Origin of the sequence: Moorena sp. SIO4A5 (genome assembly GCF_010672005.1) — a bacterium.
Taxonomy (GTDB): Bacteria; Cyanobacteriota; Cyanobacteriia; order Cyanobacteriales; family Coleofasciculaceae; genus Moorena.
This window is the reverse complement of the sequence record NZ_JAAHHZ010000051.1, coordinates 19,955-46,332: the sequence shown is the minus strand read 5'-3', so window position 1 is coordinate 46,332 and position 26,378 is coordinate 19,955. Positions and strand designations below refer to the sequence as shown.

The 26,378-nt window shown below is 44.0% G+C and carries 30 protein-coding genes; 17 read left to right on the top strand and 13 right to left on the bottom strand.

The features are described 5' to 3' along the window. Positions 1–133: 133 nt before the first annotated feature. The gene (locus F6K57_RS17415; protein WP_293069533.1) at positions 134–1,366 is read right to left on the bottom strand and encodes an RtcB family protein; all 1,233 of its coding nucleotides are present in this window, start codon (positions 1,364–1,366) and stop codon (positions 134–136) included. 338 nt (positions 1,367–1,704) lie between these two features. Here F6K57_RS17415 and petN point away from each other — a divergent pair, with 338 nt between their 5' ends. The 3 genes from petN (at position 1,705) to F6K57_RS17400 (ending at position 2,954) form a co-directional block, all read left to right on the top strand. After that, positions 1,705–1,794: a cytochrome b6-f complex subunit PetN gene (gene petN, locus F6K57_RS17410; RefSeq protein WP_010871354.1), complete on the top strand. Its 90-nt coding sequence runs from the start codon at positions 1,705–1,707 to the stop codon at positions 1,792–1,794. Positions 1,795–1,801: 7 nt separating this feature from the next. Then, complete coding sequence (locus F6K57_RS17405; RefSeq protein WP_267872114.1) at positions 1,802–1,936, top strand: hypothetical protein; 135 nt, start codon at positions 1,802–1,804, stop codon at positions 1,934–1,936. Positions 1,937–2,132: 196 nt separating this feature from the next. Next, on the top strand, positions 2,133–2,954 hold the full coding sequence (locus F6K57_RS17400; protein WP_293021414.1) for a sulfurtransferase: 822 nt from the start codon (positions 2,133–2,135) through the stop codon (positions 2,952–2,954). Between the two features lie 168 nt (positions 2,955–3,122). Here the strand turns inward: F6K57_RS17400 and F6K57_RS17395 are convergent, their stop codons facing one another. Further along, positions 3,123–3,323 carry a hypothetical protein gene (locus F6K57_RS17395; RefSeq protein ID WP_293021415.1) on the bottom strand — a complete coding sequence of 67 codons (201 nt, stop codon included), beginning with the start codon at positions 3,321–3,323 and terminating at the stop codon, positions 3,123–3,125. A gap of 209 nt (positions 3,324–3,532) precedes the next feature. Here F6K57_RS17395 and F6K57_RS17390 point away from each other — a divergent pair, with 209 nt between their 5' ends. From F6K57_RS17390 to F6K57_RS17380, 3 genes are all read left to right on the top strand, one after another. Continuing rightward, positions 3,533–4,051, top strand: coding sequence for an NYN domain-containing protein (locus F6K57_RS17390; protein ID WP_044495347.1), 519 nt, complete (start codon positions 3,533–3,535; stop codon positions 4,049–4,051). Between the two features lie 88 nt (positions 4,052–4,139). Next, a complete protein-coding gene (locus F6K57_RS17385) occupies positions 4,140–5,777 on the top strand; it encodes a 2-isopropylmalate synthase (protein WP_293021418.1) in 1,638 nt (545 codons plus the stop codon). A 309-nt stretch (positions 5,778–6,086) separates the two neighbouring features. After that, positions 6,087–6,617, top strand: a complete 531-nt coding sequence (locus F6K57_RS17380) for a gamma-glutamylcyclotransferase (RefSeq protein ID WP_293021420.1) — start codon at positions 6,087–6,089, stop codon at positions 6,615–6,617. A 137-nt stretch (positions 6,618–6,754) separates the two neighbouring features. Here the strand turns inward: F6K57_RS17380 and F6K57_RS17375 are convergent, their stop codons facing one another. Then, entirely contained in the window at positions 6,755–6,991 is a 237-nt protein-coding gene (locus tag F6K57_RS17375; RefSeq protein WP_293069530.1) for a hypothetical protein, read from the bottom strand. A gap of 155 nt (positions 6,992–7,146) precedes the next feature. Here F6K57_RS17375 and F6K57_RS17370 point away from each other — a divergent pair, with 155 nt between their 5' ends. Beyond that, entirely contained in the window at positions 7,147–7,317 is a 171-nt protein-coding gene (locus F6K57_RS17370; RefSeq protein WP_293043464.1) for a hypothetical protein, read from the top strand. A 30-nt stretch (positions 7,318–7,347) separates the two neighbouring features. Here F6K57_RS17370 and F6K57_RS17365 read toward each other — a convergent pair whose 3' ends face one another. Both F6K57_RS17365 and F6K57_RS17360 read right to left on the bottom strand, forming a co-directional pair. Further along, the gene (locus F6K57_RS17365) at positions 7,348–7,614 is read right to left on the bottom strand and encodes a hypothetical protein (RefSeq protein WP_293021427.1); all 267 of its coding nucleotides are present in this window, start codon (positions 7,612–7,614) and stop codon (positions 7,348–7,350) included. Further along, positions 7,562–7,705 carry a hypothetical protein gene (locus F6K57_RS17360; RefSeq protein WP_293021429.1) on the bottom strand — a complete coding sequence of 48 codons (144 nt, stop codon included), beginning with the start codon at positions 7,703–7,705 and terminating at the stop codon, positions 7,562–7,564. Before F6K57_RS17360 ends, F6K57_RS17365 begins: the two co-directional genes overlap by 53 nt. 194 nt (positions 7,706–7,899) lie before the next feature. On the opposite strand from F6K57_RS17360, the gene F6K57_RS17355 reads away from it, so the two are divergent. Together F6K57_RS17355 and F6K57_RS17350 are read left to right on the top strand one after the other, a co-directional pair. Beyond that, positions 7,900–8,133 (top strand): hypothetical protein, encoded by a 234-nt coding sequence (locus F6K57_RS17355; protein ID WP_293021431.1) that lies wholly within the window; start codon positions 7,900–7,902, stop codon positions 8,131–8,133. 766 nt (positions 8,134–8,899) lie between these two features. Continuing rightward, positions 8,900–10,282, top strand: a complete 1,383-nt coding sequence (locus tag F6K57_RS17350) for an AAA-like domain-containing protein (protein WP_293021433.1) — start codon at positions 8,900–8,902, stop codon at positions 10,280–10,282. A gap of 54 nt (positions 10,283–10,336) precedes the next feature. On the opposite strand, the gene F6K57_RS17345 is transcribed toward F6K57_RS17350, so the two are convergent. Next, a complete protein-coding gene (locus tag F6K57_RS17345; RefSeq protein WP_293069527.1) occupies positions 10,337–10,522 on the bottom strand; it encodes a hypothetical protein in 186 nt (61 codons plus the stop codon). An 86-nt stretch (positions 10,523–10,608) separates the two neighbouring features. Between F6K57_RS17345 and F6K57_RS17340 the strand changes: the two genes are divergently transcribed. Continuing rightward, the gene (locus F6K57_RS17340; RefSeq protein WP_293069525.1) at positions 10,609–14,310 is read left to right on the top strand and encodes an AAA-like domain-containing protein; all 3,702 of its coding nucleotides are present in this window, start codon (positions 10,609–10,611) and stop codon (positions 14,308–14,310) included. On the opposite strand, the gene F6K57_RS17335 is transcribed toward F6K57_RS17340, so the two are convergent. After that, positions 14,290–14,430 (bottom strand): hypothetical protein, encoded by a 141-nt coding sequence (locus F6K57_RS17335; protein ID WP_293069523.1) that lies wholly within the window; start codon positions 14,428–14,430, stop codon positions 14,290–14,292. The genes F6K57_RS17340 and F6K57_RS17335 overlap by 21 nt on opposite strands. Next, positions 14,411–15,370 (bottom strand): Rpn family recombination-promoting nuclease/putative transposase, encoded by a 960-nt coding sequence (locus F6K57_RS17330; protein ID WP_293069521.1) that lies wholly within the window; start codon positions 15,368–15,370, stop codon positions 14,411–14,413. Before F6K57_RS17330 ends, F6K57_RS17335 begins: the two co-directional genes overlap by 20 nt. A gap of 68 nt (positions 15,371–15,438) precedes the next feature. On the opposite strand from F6K57_RS17330, the gene F6K57_RS17325 reads away from it, so the two are divergent. The 4 genes from F6K57_RS17325 to F6K57_RS17310 all read left to right on the top strand — a co-directional run bounded on the left by F6K57_RS17325 (position 15,439) and on the right by F6K57_RS17310 (position 16,949). Then, the gene (locus F6K57_RS17325; RefSeq protein ID WP_293069519.1) at positions 15,439–15,723 is read left to right on the top strand and encodes a hypothetical protein; all 285 of its coding nucleotides are present in this window, start codon (positions 15,439–15,441) and stop codon (positions 15,721–15,723) included. 42 nt (positions 15,724–15,765) lie between these two features. Beyond that, the gene (locus F6K57_RS17320; protein WP_293069517.1) at positions 15,766–16,182 is read left to right on the top strand and encodes a XisH family protein; all 417 of its coding nucleotides are present in this window, start codon (positions 15,766–15,768) and stop codon (positions 16,180–16,182) included. Further along, positions 16,170–16,505, top strand: coding sequence for a XisI protein (locus F6K57_RS17315; RefSeq protein WP_293069515.1), 336 nt, complete (start codon positions 16,170–16,172; stop codon positions 16,503–16,505). Before F6K57_RS17320 ends, F6K57_RS17315 begins: the two co-directional genes overlap by 13 nt. A gap of 135 nt (positions 16,506–16,640) precedes the next feature. After that, positions 16,641–16,949 carry a hypothetical protein gene (locus F6K57_RS17310; RefSeq protein ID WP_070396506.1) on the top strand — a complete coding sequence of 103 codons (309 nt, stop codon included), beginning with the start codon at positions 16,641–16,643 and terminating at the stop codon, positions 16,947–16,949. Positions 16,950–17,040: 91 nt separating this feature from the next. On the opposite strand, the gene F6K57_RS17305 is transcribed toward F6K57_RS17310, so the two are convergent. The 3 genes from F6K57_RS17305 to gyrB form a co-directional block, all read right to left on the bottom strand. Next, on the bottom strand, positions 17,041–17,364 hold the full coding sequence (locus tag F6K57_RS17305) for a XisI protein (RefSeq protein WP_293069513.1): 324 nt from the start codon (positions 17,362–17,364) through the stop codon (positions 17,041–17,043). A 61-nt stretch (positions 17,365–17,425) separates the two neighbouring features. Further along, on the bottom strand, positions 17,426–18,049 hold the full coding sequence (locus tag F6K57_RS17300) for a type I restriction endonuclease (RefSeq protein ID WP_293021450.1): 624 nt from the start codon (positions 18,047–18,049) through the stop codon (positions 17,426–17,428). A gap of 298 nt (positions 18,050–18,347) precedes the next feature. Then, complete coding sequence (gene gyrB, locus F6K57_RS17295; protein WP_293069511.1) at positions 18,348–20,795, bottom strand: DNA topoisomerase (ATP-hydrolyzing) subunit B; 2,448 nt, start codon at positions 20,793–20,795, stop codon at positions 18,348–18,350. 202 nt (positions 20,796–20,997) lie between these two features. Here gyrB and miaA point away from each other — a divergent pair, with 202 nt between their 5' ends. Further along, positions 20,998–21,984, top strand: a complete 987-nt coding sequence (gene miaA / locus F6K57_RS17290; RefSeq protein WP_293069509.1) for a tRNA (adenosine(37)-N6)-dimethylallyltransferase MiaA — start codon at positions 20,998–21,000, stop codon at positions 21,982–21,984. On the opposite strand, the gene F6K57_RS17285 is transcribed toward miaA, so the two are convergent. Together F6K57_RS17285 and F6K57_RS17280 are read right to left on the bottom strand one after the other, a co-directional pair. Further along, the gene (locus F6K57_RS17285; RefSeq protein WP_293069507.1) at positions 21,961–22,206 is read right to left on the bottom strand and encodes a hypothetical protein; all 246 of its coding nucleotides are present in this window, start codon (positions 22,204–22,206) and stop codon (positions 21,961–21,963) included. The genes miaA and F6K57_RS17285 overlap by 24 nt on opposite strands. Positions 22,207–22,419: 213 nt before the next feature. Further along, positions 22,420–23,916 (bottom strand): ATP-dependent DNA helicase RecQ, encoded by a 1,497-nt coding sequence (locus F6K57_RS17280; RefSeq protein WP_293069505.1) that lies wholly within the window; start codon positions 23,914–23,916, stop codon positions 22,420–22,422. Between the two features lie 162 nt (positions 23,917–24,078). Between F6K57_RS17280 and F6K57_RS17275 the strand changes: the two genes are divergently transcribed. Then, a complete protein-coding gene (locus F6K57_RS17275) occupies positions 24,079–25,080 on the top strand; it encodes an Rpn family recombination-promoting nuclease/putative transposase (protein ID WP_293021461.1) in 1,002 nt (333 codons plus the stop codon). A gap of 112 nt (positions 25,081–25,192) precedes the next feature. Beyond that, positions 25,193–26,044 (top strand): Rpn family recombination-promoting nuclease/putative transposase, encoded by an 852-nt coding sequence (locus tag F6K57_RS17270; RefSeq protein WP_293069503.1) that lies wholly within the window; start codon positions 25,193–25,195, stop codon positions 26,042–26,044. Positions 26,045–26,378: the final 334 nt, after the last annotated feature.

The window sequence follows — 26,378 nt, the reverse complement described above, 5'->3', positions numbered from 1 at the left end:
CACCTGCGTGTTTAAAAATAGAACTTTTTGTATTGTTCCGGTGCGGAGGGGCATCCCGTATCGTTAATAAAGCTTACCGAGTATCCTAAGCAATAGCTGGAGTTGGTAAGAAGCCCACACTGAACCGCGCTTGTCAGTGTGGGAGTATGTCACCTAGCTGATTACCAATATGCCGTGAACCGGAGTGTAGCATCAGCCACACTTGGTTTTCGGTATCAAGACACAATTCAATGAAATGATTGCCACCACCAAGGGAACCCAGCTGTTTCATGGATTTTCCATCTAGCCGTTGCACACCTGGATGAAGCTCCTTAAAGTCACGCCAGCCTTGCCAGTTTACTACTGGTTTTTCGATATCTTTGTTTTCATTAAAGCCAACGGGAATAGCTGCTTCAATCTCCAAGCGAATCTTCTTGAGCTTGCCCTCCAATTGCTCTGCCACAAAAGGGGTTTTGATGGCAGACATGCCACAGTTGTGAACAAACACACCAGCGGTCAGGGCAAAGTTGTGATACTCTGGCACAGTTAGGCAGTAGACATCTTGTCTTTCCTGAAGTGGTAAGATCTTGACGACTTTGTGATTTGCCCCCCCTACCAGATTTGAGCTTGGATGCTCGGCAGGAGCAAGGTTATGGTGATCAATATGGTGATCAATATGGTGGTCAATGACTGTTCTATGACCTGGAAAAGATGGTACTCTTCCTGACAATTGAGATTCTAACCATTCAGTGGCAGGGATATCAGTGGTAGGGATATCAGTGGCAGAGATAATCTCATCTGCCTTTTGCCATCTTCCAGAATAGGGTTGCTGGATTAAGGTGTAACCATCTTTATCGATTTGGGAGTAGAAAGGCATCAAGGATGTCCCTGGTTTGAGGTCACGGGCTTCCCGGTAACTACCATCCCTGAGCATGAATCGATGATCGGGAGTACATTTAATTTCTTCTGAGTTGTCGAGAACGACCTTTAAGAGTAGTTGGTTACGGCGGGTTAATTTGGCTGTAGCCTTAGCCGGGACGATTTTTCCGGTTTGTGTGCAGGAGTAGACAATAATTTCTCGCTGACTGCTGGCTAGTGCTTGGAGTGAGTAGGATTTGCCATCAGCCAAGGGAACGAGGGTATCACCTGTAAAACAACCAATATCTACCCCGACAGCTGCTGGCAGGATGGCATCTTTGGTGGCAATTACAGAGCCAACTAATGAGCCTTTACCTAGGTGAACGTCTGGCATTAATGCGACGTGCTTAAACACAAATGGCAGAGACGCAACATTTTTCGCCATTTGGGTTTCCTGAGCAGCTAGGGAGTGATTCGCCCAAGACAGCACCGGTTTTGGGGTGGAGATGTCTAGTTTTTCGTAAGGCATAACAATAATTATTTATTTTTTTTATATATTACAACATAATACAAAATTGTGACAAACATTGCCATAAGGTCGAATCTCAGGATCAGGTGATCATCACAAGTTTTCTTGAAGGAATCTGTGGACAGTTTAGTAAGTGTCACACTATCCCCCTGTCCAGGTAAAATACTCTTGACCTGAAACCTAGCCAGACTCTGGATGATCAGCTTTGCTGAAAGACCGGGGGGTTAACCCCATAACTAGATAATTCCCAAATGAATTCCACTTCTGTAGGAGGTGGCTGTGTCAAATTGAACTATTATAAGATTTGGAGTTATTGAGTAATTTTTTTATATATTGCTATGGATATTCTGACACTAGGCTGGGTTTCTGTACTGGTTTTGTTCACTTGGTCAATCTCAATGGTTGTCTGGGGTCGTAACGGGTTTTAACAGTATCGTGGAAAATCCCGTAATCACTATGTTGTTCTTTGCTGCCGCTGGATTATTAGTGGTGGTCAGCGGAGGAATCATTTATCTAACTGCTGCTGAGTGGCGCGATCGCCGCCGCAAACAGCGGGATAAACAGGGATGAAAATCTGACAGCGGATGGCTGGGGGTTTTCATCCCTCTAAAGGAAGCACTACCAACTTATATCTCAACCAAACAAGCAAACGTTAATTTGTTTTGTTTGAAGAGAGTCCTAGGAGCGTAAATCCTTGGACTCACTTGATATCGCTAAAGCTTATTTGTCCTAAATCAATACTAAAATTTATAATCCGTGATGTCACATGACGGAACAAGCTTTTATAGTTTCTGGTCAGTATCTGAGTGATCATCTTGATGATCCCCACATCGTAATTGTCGATTGCCGTTTTGCTCTATCTGATCCAAACCTGGGCTATGAACAGTATAAAGTTAGCCATATCCCGGGCGCTCACTATCTCGATTTGAATAAGGACCTTTCGAGACCAGTAGAGCGTCATGGCGGTCGTCATCCTTTGCCTGAACCTGGGAAGTTAGCCCAGAAATTAGCAGCGATTGGTGTTAATTTCCGAAAAACCCTAGTGATTGCCTATGATGATTCCCGTTCTGCTTTTGCAGCCCGCTTGTGGTGGCTGCTGCGCTACTTGGGACACGACCAAGTGGCGTTGCTGGATGGGGGTTGGACAGGATGGCATTCCCAAGGGTATCCAGTATCTGATCAAGAGCCTACCACAAAACCAGGCATATTTGTAGAGCAGTTGCGCTCTGATTTGGTAGTGGATATTAATACTGTGAAAGTACGTAAAGATCTGCCAGAGGTGGCGTTGGTAGACTCTAGGGAAAGCGATCGCTATTTAGGTAAACGAGAACCGATTGACCCTGTTGCCGGTCACATTCCCGGTGCACTAAACTACCCTTGGCATGGTGTGACGGACAGCAATGGTTATTTGCAACCATTAGCATCCCAACAAGAGCGCTGGACTGAGCTGGAGAACAAACAAGAAATTCAGGTTTATTGTGGTTCTGGTGTAACCGCTTGTGTAAATCTCTTCTCCCTGGCATTGGCAGGAATTAATACTGGCAAGCTTTATGCTGGGAGTTGGAGTGACTGGTGCTCTTATCTATAATTTTACCCACCGGTTGACGTTGCTTGCTTTGAGAAACTGTGGCACTACCCAAAGCAAGCAATAGCTTAGGTGTGTTGCTTGCCCAAAAGCTTGCCAGTCCCGTTAAACTACCACTACTTTGATACTCCTAATTGTTTCGATCTGAGTTGCTACCCTTCTCCCTAGGACTTAACTGAAGCGGTGCGACAAGGCGCTGCCTGAACCTCGCCATGGTATAGCAGTCGCCAGGGCAGGCGCGGACATGACAAAAGTCTCAAACCTAAGTAAGCGCAAGAGTTTGACTTCTGACTTCTGACTTCTGACTTCTGACTTCTGACTTCTGACTTCTGCTATAACGCGCACCAAGACAGAGGAGGGTAAATTTGGCATCCTATCCTCAAAATCAGGAAATTATCCCCCTATTGCTTACTCTTTCACTAGGTAAGTACATATAAGTCATCTCTATCAGTAGTAATCACATCACTAATTACCAGTAACTAGTTAAGTCTTAGCACTAATTACTAATTTACTATCTAAAAACTGCTAGAATAAAAAATTATATTAAAGATTATATAGAAAATTGTTAGGTTTAAGTAAATATGCATTGTCCACTTAAACGTATGTCTATTTTTGTAGACGGCAATAATATGTTTTACGCCCAACAAAAGAATGGGTGGTTTTTTGATCCTAGGCGAGTTTTGGACTATTTTAAAAATGAGCCTGGTATTACTCTAGTTAATGCATTTTGGTACACAGGACTCAAAGATCCTCAAGACCAGCGGGGGTTCCGAGATGCTCTAATTAGTCTAGGATACACGGTTCGTACTAAAATTTTAAAGGAATATTATGATGATAACTCGGGTCGCTATTCACAAAAGGCTAATTTAGATATAGAAATTGTTGTGGATATGTTTAATACAGTCGAACAGTATGACAAAGTGATCTTGTTTAGTGGAGATGGGGATTTTGAAAGAGCCATTGAATTACTCCGCTCTAAAAATACCCATATTACGGTGGTTTCCACAGAAGGGATGATTGCTAGGGAACTGAGGAATGCCACTGACCGTTATATTGATCTAAATGATGTCCGTGATCAAATTGAAAAAATTGATTCATAGTTATAATTATAAACAAAGCAAACTTTCTGTCTAGTTGGCTGACGACCGTTTCCTTCAAATCACTGACTATCAACCAATCGAGTTAGTTATGAACCAGCAACCTCAATCAGAGCGCATTATCATTTTCGACACTACCCTCCGGGATGGGGAACAATCTCCTGGAGCAACCCTCAATGTGGATGAGAAGCTGATTATTGCTCACCAACTGGCACGATTGAGAGTTGATGTGATTGAAGCAGGCTTTCCCTACGCTAGTCCTGGGGATTTTGAGGCGGTGCAAAAAATTTCTGAAGCTGTGGGCATAGAATCTGGACCAACTATTTGTGGTCTAGCACGGGCAAGTCGTGATGATATCAAAGCGGCAGCGAATGCCCTCAAACCGGCAGCTAATGCCCGTATTCACACTTTCATTGCCACTTCGGATATTCATCTGGAGTACAAACTGAAGAAGACTAGAAAGGAAGTGTTAGAGATTGCGCCAGAAATGGTGGCTTATGCGAAGTCTTTTGTGGATGATGTGGAATTTTCCCCGGAGGATGCAGGGCGCAGCGATCCCGAGTATCTCTACGAAGTCCTGGAACGGGTAATCGATGCGGGGGCGACTACGGTTAATATTCCTGATACTGTAGGTTACACTACCCCAAGCGAATTTGGTGGCTTGATTCGTGGGATTAAGGAAAATGTTCCCAATATTGACCGGGCAATTATTTCTGTCCATGGTCATAATGATTTAGGTCTGGCAGTGGCTAACTTCCTGGAAGCAGTGAAAAATGGAGCCAGGCAATTGGAATGCACGATTAATGGTATTGGAGAACGGGCTGGTAATGCGGCTTTGGAAGAGTTGGTAATGGCATTACATGTCCGCCGTCAGTATTTTAATCCTTTCTTCGGACGCCCCCCAGAGTCGAAGGAACCCCTAAGCATTATTGATACTCGTCAGATTTACAAGACATCCCGCCTGGTTTCGAGTCTTACGGGGATGTTGGTACAACCGAATAAGGCGATCGTGGGCTCGAATGCTTTTGCTCATGAGTCTGGTATTCACCAGGATGGGGTCCTTAAGCACAAGCTGACCTATGAAATTATGGATGCGGAGTCGATTGGGTTAAAGGAAAATCAAATTGTACTGGGTAAACTATCCGGTCGCAATGCTTTCCGTTCTCGCCTCAAGGAGTTGGGCTATGATTTGTCGGACAATGACTTGAATAAGGCGTTTGTTCGGTTTAAAGAGGTGGCGGATAAGAAGAAGGAGATTACGGATTGGGATTTAGAAGCTATTGTTAATGATGAAGTTTACCAGGCACCGGAAGTGTTTCACTTAGAGTTGGTGCAGGTTTCCTGTGGGGATCATGGTAGTCCTACGGCTACGATTACGCTGCGAACACCTACAGGTAAAGAACTTAGTGATGCTGCTATTGGTACTGGTCCGGTGGATGCGGTGTACAAGGCCATTAATCGGGTGGTGAATCGGGTGGTGAAATTGCCTAATAAACTGATTGAGTTTTCGGTGCAATCGGTAACGGGAGGAATTGATGCTCTTGGGGAAGTGACTATTCGTTTGCAGCACAATGAACGGGTCTATTCGGGTTATGCTGCCAGTACGGATATTATTGTGGCTTCAGCACAGGCGTATGTGAATGCGCTTAACCGACTGTATTCAGCAATGCAGAACGGGAAGTTGGGTAATGATCCTGAGTTATCGATAGGTTCTCGAGCAGGGGTCTGATCTCAAATTGGTATGGAATCAATATAGCGGTTTGCAATTTGGTGAGGTACAAAGAGATCCCCCGTTTCCCTTATCAAGGGGGACTTTGAACTTGATAAGTGTACCTCATAATTCCTAGAAACGCTATATCTAATATCTAAAGGGTAAACCTCTCCATAGTTTGCCTTTCAATAATTGTCCCACTGCTTGAAACGGTGGGATTTCTTTTTGCTGAAATGTTTTTTTTGACACTCCCCACTACTCGACTGTTCGATAGAATAAGGTTTTATTTGCCAAGATTCAGATATAAGTTAGGAATTAGGATTGCGTATGTCAGCTGCCCAGCTAAACACTCACAGAAAACACCAACTTCACACAGAGTCAGGCTTTTACTATTTTGCTTATGGCTCTTGTATGTGTCCAGTAGATTTAAAGCGATCGCTTGGGGAAGATACCCATAATTTTGTGATTGGTACTGCTACCCTTAAGGATTATCATATTGGTTTTTACAACAAATCTCCAAGTCGTAATTGTGGCACGCTGGATGTGGTGAAAACTCCTGGCTCAAGGGTTGAAGGAGTGTTGTATCATTTACCTTGGCGGGTGAGTGAAGCTTTGGATCTGCGGGAAGGTGTGCCTCGCGGTCTCTACCGACAGGAAATGGTAAATGTCCACTGTCAAAATAAGTTGTATCAGGGCGTTCGGACTTATGTGGTGGTGAATAAGTTAGACCGGGAAATGGCTCCTAATGATTGGTATTTCGATGTGGTACTTCGGGGTGCTGTTACCTGTGGGATATCTGAGGAGTATTGCTGGAAGTTGTTTGATCATATGCACCAGTTGCAACTAAAAGCGAGCTGAGGATTGCTATTTGAAGTAGGGAGTAGGGAGTAGGGAGTAGGGAGTAGGGAGTAGGGAATAGGGAATAGGGAACAGGGAAAAAGATGTAGGGTGGGCAGTAAGTATCATCCCGATGGTAAGCTTTGGAATTGGTATTATTACTGCCCACCTTTAGCAAAGGGAATAGGGAGTAGGGAGTAGGGAGTAGGGAGTAGGGAATAGGGAATAGGGAAAAAGATGTAGGGTGGGCAGTAAGTATCATCCCGATGGTAAGCTTTGGAATTGGTATTATTACTGCCCACCTTTAGCAAAGGGAATAGGGAGTAGGGAGTAGGGAGTAGGGAGTAGGGAATAGGGAATAGGGAAAAAGATGTAGGGTGGGCAGTAAGTATCATCCCGATGGTAAGCTTTGGAATTGGTATTATTACTGCCCACCTTACGATTAATTTTATCAAAAAAACAGAGTAGTAGATGTAGGGTGGGCAGTAAGTATCATCCCGATGGTAAGCTTTGGAATTGGTATTATTACTGCCCACCTTACGATTAAGTTTTGCTTCGACTGCTATATCAGCTAATGCGCTATGGGGAAGCTACGGAACTTTTGAATAAAACAGGTATTCTTCAAAAGCTGAATACTGAATGCTTACCTATCAGATACACAGATTTTTTTTTCTATTCCCTATTCCCTATTCCCTGTTCCCTGTTCCCTAAAACCCAGTAATCTATACTAACCGAATTAAAAAATATAGATTTACTCGTTATCAAAATTTATCCAATCTTTCCATTCTTGATTTTCTTGATAATAGTCTTTCATGGCTTCTGCTTGTTGGGCTAAAATGCGACGACGTTCTTCTAGGGTAAGTTGTTGAAAAGCTTGGCGTTCCATTGAATGATTTTGTGCGATTTCAGGTACGATTAAAATAACTTCTATGGTTTCTCCTACCGGTAAATTTGGAAGGGAAATCTCAAGGCGGTTGCCTTGTTGAACGGTTGTGGTTAGATAGTGGGTTTGTTTCATTACAGCAGTTTTCAATTAGTTTAAGTATAAAGTCTTCGATTTTAGGGAGTAGGGAGTAGGGAGTAGGGAGTAGGGAGCAGGCAATAGGCAATAGGCAATAGTAGCGTGCGCGTAGCGCTTAAGCTTAATTATTAGATTAATTATACCAAAAAAATAGACAAATAAAAACTAGTTTATCTTACCATCATCTCCATATTTAATAATAAAAAAAATTCTAAATTCCTTGACAATATATTAATTTATAAATATATTAATAATATAAGCCATTTACAGGAGTCACGATTCATGACCAAGAACATTCCACCTAACTCCGATGACAAGAACACCCCAGAAAACCCTGGTCGCAAACCTAAGAAAGTCAAGCTGATCTTGACCGGTTCTCCTGAAAAAGTTTGGAAGACAATTATTGCCCTTTATGGCCTTAAATACGCCTATCCCAACGAGTGGAGCACTCCGGAACCTACGGGGAAGCCTGATGAGATTATGACTTTTTTGATTCGCTATTTTTACGTAGACTAGGATAGTAATTTGCCAGGGTTTTGACCCCCTGGCGACCATGATTTAAACTTGTTTTGTGGAGGTTAGTTTACTGAGTTAGGATGTTGTTGTTTTGAATCAGTTGCTGAGGTAAATGGTAAGTAGTCAGTGTTGTGGCACAGGCTTCTAGGCTGGGGAGCATCTCAACTTTGTAATTAGGTACATAGATCCCCCCTAACCCCCCTTAAAAAAGGGGGGAATTAGATTGAAAAGTCCCCCTTATTAAGGGGGATAATGGGGGATCTGAATCAGGGATTAACAAAATTGATATGCATCCTATAGCCTGTGACCTAACCCATAAACTGATAGCTGATAAGCTGTTCGCGTAGCGTGCGCGTAGCGCTTAAGCTGATAAGCTAAGCTTTATGTGTAGTGGTTTATATATTAGAATTCGGTCAAGCATTGGTTAACCAAACTTTGACCGATTTTTTTTTATTAGTATGTGTTGCGTAGGGTGCGTTAGGGGCGGGCTAGCCCTGATTTTCCGCCTCTTTCTGGTTGAAACAGTCCGCCCCGTAACGCACCACCGAGTCAAATAGCAAAAATGAGATGCATTCAGTGTGGAAAAAACTTCAGGTGACTTCATGGCACTTCAGATGGGTGAAGCTCTAAGACGATCGTTGTGATTATTTTTTCACAGATAAACAAAATTTGTGAACTTCTTGTCTCAATCTCGCTCAACTAATAAATAATACTCTAAACTAACTATAGTACTACCTACGGCACATTTTTACTGTTTGACACGGTGGTGCGTTACGGGACGGATTGTCCTAACACTGGCTACCAATACAATAATGGCTCCCCAGTCCCTAACGCACCCTACGAACATTTACAAAAGCGATCGCTTATGATTAGTAAAGAAGCCTTCGAGGAAAAATTCAACACCATGCCCTGGAGAAGACGACAAGTGTTGGAGGCGGTGGTTGGTGGCAAGACAGATGAAGCAATCAGAGACAAGGTGCTAAAGGTCAATGATCCATCTACCGTAAGAAAGCATATTTCTAAAATTTATGAAAACTTTAATATTGAAGCTAACGGTTATAATTGTCGTTGTGAGTTAGTGGAAATCGTTAATACCTATAAGCCAGAGTTAGTGGCTGATCAAGTATTAAACGAGTGCGGGTTATCCTCTAGAGCAACTCAAGAGATATATATTGAGCGCCCACCTGTTGAGGCTCGTTGTTATCAGGAAATTGTTAAACCGGGAGCGTTAATTCGGATTAAAGCACCGAAACGAATGGGCAAAACCTTACTGATTCAGCAGATTATCGCCCATGGTGAAAAACAGAGTTATGCTCAGGTTTATTTAAATATGAATGAGCTACCTTTCACTAATTTGGATAGCTTTTTACAATCGTTTTGTGTACGACTGTCTGACAACTTAGGATTGTCGGATCAGTTAGACAGTTATTGGAAAAAGCGTTTACCCAGCAAGGTAAACTGCAAACGATACTTAGAGCAGTATTTATTAAAGTCTTTAGATAGTCCGGTAGTTTTGTGTTTGGATGAAGTAGAGCAAGTCTTTTCTCATCAAGAGATTGCTGAAGGGTTTCTGACGTTGCTGCGTAGTTGGCATGAAGATGCTAAGAGTAAAGAGATTTGGAAAAAACTACGGTTGATTGTGGTTTATGCCACGGAAGTTTACGTTACCTTACCTACCGATCAATCGCCGTTTAATGTGGGATTACAGATAGATTTACTAGAGTTTACTGAGCAGCAGGTTACGAGCTTTGCCCAGGCTTATGGCTTGAATTTGTCTGGGGATTCAGTAACGCAACTGATGGCAATGGTGGGGGGACATCCTGATTTATTGTCCCAAGCCTTTGATTATCTCAAAAATCACCAAGCAGCAGACAACACACTGGATACCCTTTTGGCTAATGCCCCCACAGAAGCGGGAATTTATGGCAGTCATCTCCGTCAACTCTTAACTAGTATTCAAGAGCATCCGGAATTGCTGGAGGCTGTTAAATTATTAGTTAGTACAACTAAACCGGTGCGCCTGGATGCTACTATCACTCGCAAGTTGGAAAGTATGGGTCTGGTGCAACGCTATGGCAATGATTGTAGTTTGATATCTAATTTGTATCGTCTCTATTTTAGCGATCGCATTTTAGGGAAAAGGGAGTAGGGAGTAGGGAGTAGGGAGTAGGGAGTAGGGAAGTTAGAAGTTAGAAGTTAGAAGTTAGAAGTTAGAAGTTAGAATTGGGAATCGGGTAATATCATTATTATCAACATAGCAATAATTTCGATAACAATGAGCAAAACTATCTTTAACTATACCAAATTCTTGAAAACTACTTCTTCTCTCTCCCCATCTCCCCATCTCCCCATCTCCCCACACTCCCCACACTCCCCACACTCCCCACACTGCTCCCTGCTCCCTGCTCCCTGCTCCCTACTCCCTACTCCCTAAAACCCAAAAATTTGTACCTCACCAAATGGCAAACTGCTGTAATGACCAATCAACACTCAACACTCTACAAAGTAGGAGGTAGTTTACCTCACGATGAACCTACTTATGTGACCAGACAAGCGGATCAGGAGCTTTTTCAGGCATTGATGGCTGGGGAGTTTTGTTATGTGCTGAATTCCCGACAGATGGGTAAGTCTAGTTTGCGGGTAAGAACGATAAAACGCTTGAAAGAAGAGGGATTTGCTTGCGCGTCTATCGATCTGACCGTGATTGGAAAAGAAGACATCACGGTGTCGATGTGGTATGAAAGTTTGATGATGTTATTGATGGATGATTTCGAGCTTTTCGGAAAATTTGATGAGGAAGCTTGGTTAGACGAGCGTGCTCAAATCTCTCCGGTCTTGTGCTTAAGTAAGTTTATTGAGCAGATAGTGTTAACCAGTATTCCGGGGAAAATTGTTATTTTCCTGGATGAAATTGATAGTATTATTAAAGTTAAGTTTAAAGATGATTTCTTTGCGTTAATTAGAGCCTGTTACAATCAACGAGCCGAAAAGCCAGCTTACAATCGTCTCACCTTTTGTTTGCTAGGCGTGGCAACTGCTGCAGATTTAATTCAGGATAAACAGCGCACTCCGTTTAATATCGGTCGGGATATTCAGTTGACTGGGTTTACTTTTGAGGAAGCCAAACAGCCTTTGGTTCGGGGTTTGGTCGGTAAGGTTGATAATCCTGAACAGGTATTAGGTGAGATAGTAAACTGGACGGGAGGACAACCGTTTCTGACTCAGCGGTTGTGTCGTTTGGTAGTTCAGACTTGGGAATTGGGCAATAGTAGACTTCTTGCAGAAGTCGGGAACAGGGAACAGGGAACAGGGAACAGTGGACAAGAATTGACGCAAACACTATTAGAAAAACACTTTTGCAAGAGGTCTAGTGTTTACCTAGACCAGATAGTGCGTACCCAGATTATAGACAATTGGGAAGCTCAGGATGAACAGGAGCATTTGAAGACTATACGCGATCGCATTCTCAGAAATGAGCAACGGGCTGGTATGTTATTGGGTTTGTATCAGCAAGTGTTGGATCAGGGTAGTCTAGCTGCTGATGGTAGTGAGGAACAGACGGAATTAAGGTTATCGGGGCTGGTGGTTGAGCGCCATGGCTGTTTGGAGGTTAATAACCGGATTTATGGGGAGGTTTTCAATTCCGATTGGGTTAATCAAGAATTGGCTAGACTACGTCCCTACTCTGAGGCGTTTAGCGCTTGGGTTGATTCTGGATGTAAGGATGACTCTCGATTGTTGCGGGGGAGAGCATTAGACCAGGCCGAACAATGGTCGAAGGGAAAAGCCTTAAGCGATTTGGATTCCCAGTTCTTGAGAGCTAGTCAGGTTTTAGATAAGCGAGAAGTCCGAAAGGCTTTGGCGGCTGAGAAAGAGGCTAGTGAGATATTAGCTAAGGCTAAAGAACAAGCCCAGTGCATCATATGCACTGGGGGAATTGTACTGGGTGTGTCCTTAGTTGTGGCAAGTGTTGCTGTGGTGACTCTAATCAAAGCTACACAACAATTAGAGGAAGCGAAATTCGTCACACTAGTAGAACGGCAAGGGCGTAGTATTTTACGACAGTTACCGGATAATAATGTTTACTATGGCCCCAGTACAAGAGGGGAAACGCTTTTGTATGAGGCCATGGAGACTGGGCAAGACCTATTGGATAGAGTAACAGATGGTCGCCCCCTGGAGCAATATCCTACTACTATTCCTCTATATGCTCTCCACCAGAGTATTAGTCAATTTCGAAAAGGGGCTGTGCTCACCGGCCATCAGTCCGAGGTATTTAGTGTAGCCTTCAGCCCGGATGGACAGAGGCTGGCCACGGCTTCAGTTGACGGCACTGCCAGAATTTGGGACAACCAGGGCAATGAAATCGCCGTGCTCACCGGGCATCAGGACTCGGTATTTAGTGTAGCCTTCAGCCCGGATGGACAGAGGCTGGCCACGGCTTCAGTTGACGGCACTGCCAGAATTTGGGACAACCAGGGCAATGAAATTGCCGTGCTCACCGGCCATCATGACAGGGTATGGAGTGTAGCCTTCAGCCAGGATGGACAGAGGCTGGCCACGGCTTCAGTTGACGGCACTGCCAGAATTTGGGACAACCAGGGCAATGAAATCGCCGTGCTCACCGGGCATCAGGGCTGGGTATTTAGTGTAGCCTTCAGCCCGGATGGACAGAGGCTGGCCACTGCTTCATCCGACGGCACCGCCAGAATTTGGGACAACCAGGGCAATCAAATCGCCCTGCTCACCCGGCATCAGTCCTCGGTAGAGAGTGTAGTCTTCAGCCCGGATGGACAGAGGCTAGCCACGGCTTCATCCGACGGCACTGCCAGAATTTGGGACAACCAGGGCAAGGAATTAGCCGTACTCAGAGGGCATCGGGACGAGGTATGGAGTGTAGCCTTCAGCCCGGATGGACAGAGGCTAGCCACGGCTTCAAAGGACGGCACTGCCAGAATTTGGGACTTACAGGGACATGAATTAACTGTGCTCACCGGCCATCAGTCCTGGGTGTCCAGTGTAGCCTTCAGCCCGGATGGAAAGACGCTGGCCACGGCTTCATGGGACAATACTGCCAGAATTTGGGAATTACAGGGCAATGAAATCGCCCTGCTCACCGGCCATCAGTCCTCGGTAGAGAGTGTAGCCTTCAGCCCGGATGGAAAGACGCTGGCCACTGCTTCAATGGACAAAACTGCCAGAATTTGGGAATTACAGGGCAATGAAATCGCCCTGCTCACCGGCCATCAGTCCTCGGTAGAGAGTGTAGCTTTCAGCCCGGATGGAAAGACGCTGGCCACTGCTTCAATGGACAAAACTGCCAGAATTTGGGACAACCAGGGCAATGAAATCGCCGTGCTCACCGGGCATCGGGACGAGGTATGGAGTGTAGCCTTCAGCCCGGATGGACAGAAGCTGGCCACTGCTTCAAAGGACAACACGGCCAGAATTTGGGACAACCAGGGCAATCAAATCGCCCTGCTCACCGGCCATCAGTTCTGGGTATATAGTGTAGCCTTCAGCCCGGATGGACAGAAGCTGGCCACTGCTTCATCGGACCACACCGCCAGAATTTGGGACAACCAGGGCAATGAAATCGCTGTGCTCACCGGGCATCATGAGAGGGTAAATAGTGTAGCCTTCAGCCCGGATGGACAGAAGCTGGCCACTGCTTCAGCAGACGGCACTGCCAGAATTTGGGACAACCAGGGCAATGAAATCGCCGTGCTCACCGGGCATCGAGACGAGGTATGGAGTGTAGCCTTCAGCCCGGATGGACAGAAGCTGGCCACTGCTTCAAAGGACAACACGGCCAGAATTTGGGATAACCAGGGCAATGAAATCGACGTGCTCAGAGGGCATCAGGACGAGGTATATAGTGTAGCCTTCAGCCCGGATGGACAGAGGCTGGCCACTGCTTCAAAGGACGGCACTGCCAGAATTTGGGACTTACAGGGCAATGAAATCGCCGTGCTCACCGGGCATCGGGACGAGGTATGGAGTGTAGCCTTCAGCCCGGATGGACAAAAGCTAGCCACTGCTTCATCGGACCACACCGCCAGAATTTGGAAGGTTGAAAGTTTAGGTGAGCTGCTGCGTCGGGGCTGTGACTTGCTGGAAGATTACTTTGTTAGGAATCCTGGAGCTAAGGAGAAGTTATGGGTATGCGAGGAATAGGGAATCGGGAGTCGGGAATCGGGAATCGGGAATCGGGAATCGGGAATCGGGAATCGGGAATCGGGAATCGGGAATCGGGAATAGGCAAGAGGCAAGAGTTTCACAACTGATCAATGTCATCCATACTCAACCCAGTATATTGAGCAATATCCTTCAGGGATAACCCTGCGGCCTTCATCTGTTTAACAACCTTTTGTATACCTGCTTGTTCACCTGCTTGTTGACCTTCTTGTCTACCTTGTTCAAGACCCTGTTGGAGACCTTCTTGTCTACCTTGTTCGAGACCCTGTTGGAGACCTTCTTGTCTACCTTGTTCGAGACCTTCTTGTCTACCTTCCTGAATCAAGGTTTGATTAACACTGTACATATCCCGGTAGACCTTCAGACTATCCTGGTACAGGGCTTGCTCTTCAGAGGAGAAATTGGCAATCTCGGCCACCTCAAATAGCTGGGCAAACACATCCCCTTGCAACGGTTCAGGGGGAGCATTACAGCTCGCCAGATGCCTCAATAAAAATAACCACTTATCAAAATGGGTTTCTAATTGATCAACAGATTTAGTAAATTTCGGTAGTTCCACATAGATGAATTTCAACTTATCGTAGAACACTTCACACCGCTGATTTTTTAGCTCTACCACATGCAACAATTCTGAATCGTGCTTATGGTCATCAAAACTAAAATCCAGAATACCGACGGTGTAGACTGCCGTTAGCTGATAATTCCAATTTCCCTGTTGCGCCTGTTCTTGGATGGGGAAAGTGGCATAGTAGACACTGCGGTCTTTGAAGAACGTTTGTTTTGCCTTTTGCATTTCCACAATGAAGCGTTCACCGGTTGTGCTCTGACAATAAATATCAAAAATTGCTCTTCTGTCCACTAAAGTCTTACCCAAGAACTCTGGATTCTTAATGGTGACATCCTGAATCTGATGGTGAGGAGGCAGCAGCGTATTTAAGAAGTCGATCAACAGTGCCTTATTTGGCTCAGTGCCAAAAACGCGCTTAAAGCCGAAATCCGTGAGCAGATCAATGTATTTATCTGGCAAGGGGAAAACCATATCAAAAATTAAGATTAATCAAAAGGTATTTTTATTAGCTTTAATTTCGTCTATCTCCCTATTGCCTATTGGGGTGCATCTCTTTGATTTTACTAAAAAACTATGCAGCTGTTGCCCCTATTCCCTATTGGGGTGCATCTCAATCCATGCTGTTTGAGCCGGTGGGTGGAATGGGCATCAGGCGTGGAACAGGCTTCCAGCCTGTGGCAATTTTCGGAAGGGTGGTTCCAACACTAGCGGTGCGTTACGGGCCGGGCTATTCCAACACTACCAGGGGGAACATGAGTGCGATCGCGTCTTATCAAGCACCCTACGGCTGTCACGAAATTACAGATCGTTCCGACTATAATTAAGATAGGCTTTTATTTTGGCACCCACACTTAATAATTTTGAAAATGCCAGCCAAAGATATTTATCATGACACAGTAAAAAATGCACTAATCAAAGATGGATGGACAATTACCAATGACCCTTTAAGCCTTAAAATAGGTAAAAAAGACATCTATATTGACCTAGGTGCTGAAAAAATATTAGTAGCTGAAAAACAAGGACAAAAAATTGCTGTAGAAGTTAAAAGTTTTGTTGGTTCATCAGAAATAGAAGATCTAAAAAACGCCTTAGGGCAATATATATTATACGATAAAGTTCTTAAACGTCAACTTTCAGAACGTCTTCTTTATTTAGCTATTAGAGAAGTAATATTTAACCGCTTATTTACCGAAGAAATCGGACAGATGTTATTAGAAGATAACACGCTTAAAATTATTGTTTTTGAGCCGGAAAAGGAGGTGATTATAAAATGGATAAATTAGAAAACTATCGCCAAATTATTCGTCAAACCTTAACCCCTTATGTTAACATTGATTACTCTAATGTTAACATCCGTAACCATGCAGCATTTGACCGAGAAACAGACCAATATTTAATTGTTTCTGAAGGATGGAATAACCAAGATCATCTTCATAGTTGTTTGATTCATGTGGAAATTAGTAATTATAAAATTTGGATTCAATGTGACAATACTGAAGACGGCATTGCTAATGATTTAGTGGCAGCAGGTATTCCAAAAAGTGATATTGTTTTAGGTTTTCATCCTCCAGATGTTCGCAAATTTACTGAGTTTGCTGTTAGTTAAAATCCGGTTAGGTTGTGTGGAACAGGCTTCCAGCCTGTGGCAATTTTCGGAAGGGCACATGATTGATGATCAATTGGTTAATGGTTGATTATTTGCCCACCCTACCCCTACTTACAACCACAAAATGGAGAGAAAATGTCCCTAATTCAAGAAGATATCGAACAAACGTTTAGGCAACTCGTTCACCAGTGGCGGGAAGAAACCAGAGGAATTTCATCAACCACTCAAGCAGCTATGCATCCTGCTTATCAACAAATTATTGGCATGGGAAAAGAAGCAATTCCGTTATTATTAAGGGAACTTGAACAAAAATCTGGACGGTGGTTTTGGGCTTTAAAATCCATTACTAGAGAAGATCCTGTTCAAGAAGAACATCAGGGGAATACTCAAGAAATGATCAAAGCATGGCTAAATTGGGGACTCCGTAACGGTTATAAATGGTAGGCTTTGCCCACCAAACCCCTACTGACTTTGATTATTTGCCCACCCTACTACCCCTCACTGTTAGTTAAAATCCGGTTAGGTTGCGCATTTACTAGTCTTCCATCGCAGCAGCAATAAGTTTGCGGACGCTGGGAGAGCGAAATCCTAGTATAATATCTTTGGGAGAAACACCCCGCTCAATCAATTCACTATCGATATAAATCTCAGTACTATTGTGCTGTATCCAGATTTGACCTTCGATCAGCTCAAGATGCATGGCACAGCCATAGATGCGGTACTCATTACGCCATTCGTTGTGGAAAACCAGATAACAATCCCGTTCTCTATCAAAGATAAGTTGAGCATTGAGATCATAACTGGCAAAGCTTTCTAAAAATTCGCAGGTAATCTGACGATATTGATCTAATTTATCCATTGGTTAATAACCTCATGATTCGGATCGTAAACAATTAATCGGACTTGATATTAATACTTGATTATTGCCTCACTAATTCATTAAACCGCTTTAGGATTTTGAGAACGTGCTCCAAGCCTGTCTTATTCCGAAGGGAAAATGAATCCGACTCAGCATAATTTGGTTTATCTTGCTTGCTCAGTTTTAGGAAAATAAAATCTGGCCCATTGGTGATAAATCCAAAAGCAGGTCTTTCTGATTCAATATTTCCTAGCATATAACTTAGTGCTTGGGGGATGCCAACTTCCAGGGAGTAATCGGCTCGTTTGGCTTCGATCACTAAAACCCAAAATTCAGGAGTATAGATGAGTAAGTCAAGTCGTCCTGTAATAATTGTTTCTTGATCTTCGGAAGTAATTTCTACGACTTTTTCAGCAGTAATATAAAAGGGAGAACGATAAAAACCAGCTAGTTTCAATAATGGGGAAAGTACTACCATTTTGACGATGGTTTCCACCATTGGACGCTCTGATAAGTGGAGATAGTCTTTCTTTATTTCCTTTAGCTCTTTTTTTTCTAATTCTGTTAGTTCTGGTAAATCATCTTGCCACTCCTGAAAGAATTGCTCATCATCGGTGCGCTCTAAGCCAAATTTTATTCTTAAATCGTAGAGGGTAATCTGGTTAGCTGGAATTGCGGTAACCATGGCTTGATTTACTATAAGGGAGTAGGGAGCAGGGAGCAGGGAATAGGGAACAGGGAACAGGGAACAGGGAATAGGGAATAGGGAATAGGGAATAGGGAATAGTTCACTAAAAAAGCTTTTCAGCTTTTATCAATGTCCTAAGGTAAGCTATCAGCTATCAGTTATCAGCTTATTCCTTGAATCACAGGCTAGAAGCCTGTGCCACTCTACTTGAGGTGCTTTTGAATAAAATAAGCTGACAGCTGACAGCTGACAGCTGATAGCTTACACTAGTACTAATTTGTGAGTAAGGTAGACTCTAAATATCTAAATCGGTGAGATTGAGTCGAGCGCCATAGGTTTCAATGAATTGGCGGCGAGGAGCAACCCGGTCTCCCATGAGTACAGTAAAGATTCTGTCAGCTTCAGCAGCATCTTCGATTTCGATTTGCTTCATGGTGCGAGTTTCTGGATTCATGGTGGTGTCCCACAACTGCTGTGGCATCATTTCACCTAATCCTTTGAATCGTTGGATGTTATAGTTAGCGTTTTCAGGAAATTGGCTAATCCGCTCTTGTAGTTCGCGATCGCTATAACAATAGTTATGGTTGCGACCTCGTTCTAGTTTATATAAGGGAGGACAAGCAATGTAGATGTAGCCTTGGTCTACAAGGGCTCGTTGATAGCGGTAGAAGAAGGTTAGTAATAAAGTACGGATGTGAGCGCCATCCACATCAGCATCAGTCATAATTACAATGCGGTGGTAGCGTAAATTGGACGGGTCGAATTCGTCTCCTTTTATCCCTAGCCCTAGGGCTGTAATTAGGGATTGGATTTCTGTGTTCTTGTAAATTTTGGCATCATCAGTTTTCTCAATGTTGAGGATTTTACCACGGAGGGGGAGAATGGCTTGGAATTGGCGATCGCGTCCTTGTTTAGCACTGTTGTGAACAAACACCCCACTCTCTAAAGCGAAATTATGGGTATGAGGCACTTCGATATCATAGACATCTACCAATTGTTCTAGGGATTCAATGGAAACAACTTGGTAGTTATAGTTAGCAACAGCTTCACAAACCTGTGTCTGATTACCAGCAACAGCGGAATAGGCTTCTTTGTGTTGGGTTTTGACCTTTGCCTGTTTCCTGATTTCTGCCAGTGGCCGGTATAGAGGCATTAGCAAATCATCAGGAGTCAGAGATACTGCTGGCTTATAACTACCATCTTGCAACATGAACAGGTGATCGGGAGTGCAAATAATGGTTTCTGAGTTATCTAAGGTAAGTTTGATGACTTTAGCATTGGCTTTGGTCATCCTAGGATTGATAATCCGTTCTATTCCGATGCTGCCGTTATTGGTAATCGTGTAGCAAAAATGCTCTTTACCAATAGCTTGTTCTGCTACAAGTTCCTTGAAGCTCAAAGACCGTCCATCAGCCAGGGCAACCTGTGTCTCTCCAGAAAAACATCCCCCTGCACTATCCCCCTCAACGATGAATATCTCTGATTCCCCTGGGTCCCGAGAACTACAATCGGCTAACTTACCGGGTAAGGGAGAAGACTCTAGTACTGATTTCCGCCGCACTAATTCACGAGCACGACGAGCAGCTTCTGCGGCTTTATAGGCTTGAATCGCTTTTTCTAAGATAGTATCGACGACTTGGGGATGAAAATCCAGGTATTCAGTCAAGACTTCCCCAACTAGGGAATCTACAATCCCCCTTACTTCTGTATTTCCCAGTTTAGTTTTGGTTTGACCTTCAAATTCTGGCTCTGGGACTTTGACAGAAATCACCCCAGTTAATCCTTCTCGGATATTCTCACCACCTAGGTTAGACTCACTTTCTTTGAGTTTATTGCGCTTGCGTGCGATCGCATTCATGGTTCGGGTCAAGACTGTCTTGAGCCCCTCCAAGTGGGTACCACCATCAATAGTGCGAATATTGTTAGCAAAACCCAGCAAATTATCACTATAGGCATCAATGCACCATTGTAGTGCCACTTCCACTTGGATACTTTTGCGTTCCCCTTGTATATAGATAATTTCCTCGTGTAGGGCGTGCTTTTCTCGGTTCATGTAAGCGACATATTCCTGGATCCCTCCTTCGTAGTGATAGGTTTCTACTCTGGGTTCTTCCAGGCGATGGTCTGAGAAGGTAATTTTAACACCAGCATTCAGGTAAGCCAGTTCTCGGAGACGTCCGGATAAGGTAGTATAATCAAACTCAATACCGCCAGTAAAGATTTCGGTATCTGGCTTAAAGTTTACTGAGGTACCAGTGTGGGCCTTTTTATAGGGCTTGACGAGTAGTTCAGTCATGGGCACACCCCGCTCATAGCGCTGGGTATGTTCTTTTTTCTCCCGCCACACCGTTACATCTACCCACTCAGACAGAGCATTGACTACGGAAACACCAACACCGTGCAATCCTCCAGAGACTTTATAGCCGCCGCCACCAAACTTACCACCGGCATGAAGTACGGTCATTACGGTTTCCAGTGCTGATTTCCCTGTGGTAGGGTGGGTGTCCGTAGGAACTCCTCGTCCGTCATCGGTAACGGTTACGGAACCATCGCTATTGATATCAACTTCGATGTGAGTACAATACCCAGCCAGCGCTTCATCGATGGAATTGTCTACAACTTCGTAGACTAGATGATGGAGACCCCTAGGTCCAGTTGTCCCGATGTACATCCCTGGGCGTTTCCGCACCGGTTCGAGACCTTCTAGAACTTGAATCTGATCGGCACTGTAACTACTCGTCATAATCTTTCGGGGTTTTCCGTTAAAAGCTTTGAAAGGCTATGATTCATCAAAAATGATAAAACACCCGAAGATTGTAACACAAAAGCCTTATAGGCGACCACAGCCCATTTTCATAGGTTATTTCTATAGGGGATTAACTATATAGGGTATGATGGTGTCAGTGGGTCAGTGCTCAAGTTAGTCCCGAATGCCGCAATGGAAGATGAAACAGCCCTCCCCTCAAAACTCAACACTCAACACTGAGCACTCAGCAGTCATAGTAATTTGTGGTGCTACAGCCACAGGTAAGTCGAGTCTAGGAATAGCATTAGCACAGCGGGTTAGTTCAATAATTCTTAATGCTGATTCTCGTCAGGTTTACCGAGAATTTGATATTGGAACCGCTAAGCCGACACTGGCTCAACAACAGCAGGTACCCCATTATCTGATCGACATCTGTGACCCAACCGAAACCTTAACTGTAGCTGATTATCAACAGCAAGCCCAGGAAATTATAGCTAGCAAACACAGGGAAGACCGGGTAGATCAGGCTGACTTAAACAATAACCCTCTTTTCCTAGTTGGTGGTACTGGTTTATATATCAAATCGGTAGTGCGGGGGTTAAAAATTCCTCGGGTTGCGCCTCAGGAAGATTTGCGATCGCAACTAGCTGCTCTTGGTCAAGCTCAGCTCTATAATTTCCTCCAACAAATTGATCCTGTTGCTGCTCAGAAGATTCATCCCAATGATCAAGTGCGGACATTGCGAGCATTGGAAGTATTTTATGTAACTGGAATTCCGATATCACAGCAGCAGGGAGAAAATCCTCCTAATTATCCAATTCTCCAGATTGGCTTGGAATGTCAGGATTCTGAAACTATTACCCAGCGGATTGCTCAGCGTACTGACCAAATGTTAGCAGCAGGATTTGTGGCTGAGGTGGAAACTATTGCTCAGAAGTATGGTTGGAATTTACCGTTACTGGATACGTTGGGATATCGGGAAATTAAAGATTATCTTGCTGGTAACTTATCCCTTGAGCAGGCCAGAGAGTTAACTGTTCTCCACACTCGCCAATTTGCTAAACGTCAACGCACTTGGTTTAAGGCTTATCCTGAGATTGAATGGTTTGATGCAGATTGTCCTGATTTGTTGGAGAAGGTTTGGGAGCGGATAGAAGGTTTTTTAGAATTGATAATTAAGAATTAAGAATCGGGAATCGGGAATCGGGAATCGGGAATCGGGAATCGGGAATCGGGAATCGGGAATCGGGAATCGGGAATCGGGAATCGGGAATCGGGAATCGGGAATCGGGAATCGGGAATCGGGAATCGGGAACAGAGGGGAAATTTTAAAATGGAATCCCGTAGGGTTTATTTCAGAACATCGCGTTTTTTTGAGGAGTAATTTTATCGAGATCCACGGAAACATGAAATCGAAAAAAAATGGAAATATATCCGAAAAAAAAATATACTAATCGTCAATCAATTGTGATAATTTTTTTCCCGACTCCCGACTCCCGACTCCCGACTCCCGACTCCCGTTCCCCTCCTGGGAGGGGTTAGGGGTGGGTTCCGACTCCCGACTCCCGACTCCCGACTCCCGACTCCCTAAAACCTAAGACGAAGTAGCTAATCCAATTGATCAATGGGATAAACAATTATCACAGCGATCGCATCTAAAGCCAACCGCTTCTTGAGTAAAACCAAATGCCTGTAGTAAAAATTGCCAACGACACTGGCGAGTTTTCAGGTATTGATTCATCTGAGACTGGGCTTGCTGTTGGATAGTACTAACCTGTGCTAGGGAGGAAGATTTTCTAGACCGGTGTTGCCGGTAATGGAATGGATCAATCCATTCTAGTTGACCAGCACTATCGAGGAGTGCTAAGGCTATGGCACCATTGGGAAACTCTTTGGCTACTTTGGCTACTTCTCCCTGGGCTGGTAATTGCTTTGCTAACTGTTGAGCCTTTTGGTATTGCGATCGCATTTGATGGGCAAAAAATTCTTGTCGTTGCTTATCCTCTGGATTTAACCATCCTGTTGGTTCACTGACTAAGGTCAAAGCATCCGCTGGTTTACCATCCCTTCCCCCACGACCTACTTCCTGAATATATTCCGATAAGAGTAAAGGTGCTTGGAAATGCACGACCCAGCGTACATCTGGCTTATTAATCCCCATGCCAAAGGCACAGGTACATACCACAAATTGGGTCTGACCACTAATCCAGCTGGCTTCAATTTTCCGACGCTCCTGAGCACCCAAGCCAGCGTGGTAAGCTGCGGTGGAATACCCCAAGGAAGTAAACCATTGCGCTAACACTTCACTATCTTTTCGGGAACGGACATAGACTAACCCAGCTTGTTTAGGTCTGGCTTTAATATAGTTCAATACTCGTTGGCGACGTCCTTTGGGAGTCCAGACGGTTTGGACCTGGAGGTTAAGATTGTCTCGATAGGGGCTAATTAAAAATGTTTGGGGTTGTCGCAGTTGCAAGACTTTGCGGATGGTTTGTTGAGCCTTGGGGTCAGCGGTAGCAGTAAAGGATGCGATCGCAATTTTTGTTCCCTTGGGCTTACACTTGAGCAGTGCTGGTCTGACTGCTCCCAAACGGCGATAAGCGGGTCTAAAGGTATCACCCCATTGAACCAAACAATGGGCTTCATCTAAAATCAATCCATTAATCTGAAGCTGTGGCTGACACAATCGTTTCCACACTGCTGCACTGAGTAGGGTTTCTGGGGATAAGTAGAGCAATCGCAGTTGCTGCTTTTCTAGAGCTTGAAGGGTTTGTTGCCGTTGGGAGCGAGGTAATTCACTATGTAACAGAGCAGCAGGTAATTTGCGATCGCGCAATTCCTGCACCTGATTTTCCATCAATGCTACTAGTGGAGAAATCACTAATGTTAATCCAGTTTGTAGTAAAGCTGGTAGTTGAAAACAAATCGACTTACCACCACCAGTAGGCAAAACAATTAAAGCATCCCGTTGTTCTAAAATCATCCGAATAATCTCACCTTGGGGAGGTCGAAAATCCTCGTAACCCCAGAATCGTTTCAAGGCTGCACGAACATCATCCCATTGATGATTACTGGATTGATTAGTATTAGTATTATTACTAGTATTTTGAACAATCATCCTGCTTTTCTTCCGTTGATTCCTTTTAAGCTTAGAGAAATGCTGACCGGTTATACACCAGAATATCAACGGATTTTGCTAGGATGATTACTGAAACGATGTCCGTAAAATTTCTTAGTAAAGACATTGACTAACCACTCTAGCTCATAAACTGCGAAAACCATGAGATTCATTAGTCCCAAAACTGACTTTGCTTTCAAGAAAATCTTTGGCTCAGATCAAAGTAAGGATATTCTGATTTCCTTCCTCAATGCCATGATCTACTCCGGGGAGTCGGTAATCCAGGATTTAGAAATCCTTGACCCCTATAGTGCCGGGGATGTAGTGGAGTTAAAAGACACTGTCTTGATGCAGTCGCTCATGGGGGAAACCCCCAAGACCGCGCTGCATCGCTATCTGGATGTTAAGGCAGTATTAGAGGATCAAACAACTGTGCTGATTGAAATGCAAATCTGGAATGTGGAGGCTTTCGAGAAGCGAGTGGTCTATAACTTGTGCAAAACCTATGGGAATCAACTAAAGTCGGGACAGGGATATTTCGATCTCAATCCAGTCATTGCGTTAACCATCACGGATTTTAAGTTATTCCCATCAACCGAAAAAGTAATTAGCTGTTTTTACTTTCAAGAAAAAGAAGAGCACTTGCCTTATCAGGAAAATGAATTAGCGATGGTGTTTGTGGAACTTCCCAAATTCACTAAGCAGCTGGAAGAGTTAGAAAGTGTGATAGATAAGTGGATATATTTTATCAAAGAAGCTCCCAGTTTAGAAATTATTCCTGAGAATCTCAGGGAAATCCCACAGCTAGAAAAAGCCTTAACTATAGCGAATCAAGCGGGGTTGAGTGTGTCAGAATTGGAAAAACTCCGCAAGCAGGAGATGGTCTTGGAGGACACGCGAGGTGCATTGAGTCTAGCTCAACGGGAAGGAATAGAACAGGGAATAATACAGGGAATAGAACAGGGAATAATACAGGGACGAGTACAAGGGGAAAGAAGGGTAATAGTGCGACAGCTTGAGCGCCGTTTTGGCCAACTATCCAGTAATGCGATCGCATTAATCGAAGCCTTGACGAATCAAGAGCTAGAGCGTTTATCAGAAGCCATCTGGGATTTCCAGACCAGGGAAGACTTACTCAACTGGCTCCAACAGAACTCTAATTAAAAGCTAGTAATGTATCATAACTTGACTCAATAAACAAGATCCAGGTGCGATCAATTTTCTAGTTCAGATTCACTACACTATCTGAGATAGTGTTAACTTTGAACAATTTGCCTTGGCTTACGATAATATCTGTAAATACTTAGCCGAAGAATACCCATCGGAGTTTTTTCATTGGCTATTGGGTGAAGAACCTCGCGATATTCAGGTACTTAAAACCGAATTAAGTGCTGAACCAATTCAAGCTGATGCTCTGAGTCTACTCCAAAGTACTAACCAAATTCTGCACATAGAATTTCAAACCCTACCCCAATCCGAGCCACCACTACCATTTCGGATGTTAGACTATTGGGTCAGATTACAACGTAAATACCGATGTCCCATTGACCAGGTCGTGATTTTCCTAAAATCTACGACCTCACAGATGGTATTTACTAATGAGTTTAGGGATACTAACACCTGGCATCGTTATCGAGTAATTCGTCTGTGGGAGCAAGACCCTCAACCACTGTTAGCCAATCGAGCTCTGTTACCCTTGGCAACTCTAGCTAGGAGTAATAGCCCTAATCGATTGTTAGAGCAAGTGGTTGCCCAAGTGGATAGAATTGAAGAAAAACCATTACGGGGAAACCTAGCAGCCTGTGTGGATGTACTGGCTGGTTTACGGTTTGAGAAAGATTTAGTCCGTCGATTGTTATCAGAGGAAATTATGGAAGAATCAGTCACCTATCAAGATATTATCCAAAAGGGAGTCCAAAAGGGAATCCAGCAGGGACTCGACCGAGGAAAGCAGGAGGAAGCCCTATTGCTTGTGATACGTCAGCTAACCCTGAGGTTAGGTTTACTTGACCCTGTGCTCCAACAGCAGATTGAGGGATTATCCATTACTCGATTGGAGGAATTGAGTGAAGCGTTGTTGGATTTTAAGACCGCAACGGATTTAGGGGTTTGGTTGGAGCACAGCTGACATTGAACTGTTAGTTTTCACCAGGATTTTTGGTGGGAAGATGATTTTGAAAAGACCTGATCTAATCAGGTCTTTTTTAGATCTTATCTCAATCAGAATTGCTCGGTTAGCATAACTTGACTCCATAAACAAGATCCAGGTGCGATCAATTTTCTAGTTCAGATTCACTACACTATCTGAGATAGTGTTAACTTTAAACAATTTGCATTGGCTTACGATAATATCTGTAAATACTTAGCCGAAGAATACCCATCGGAGTTTTTTCATTGGCTATTGGGTGAAGAACCTCGCGATATTCAGGTACTTAAAACCGAATTAAGTGCTGAACCAATTC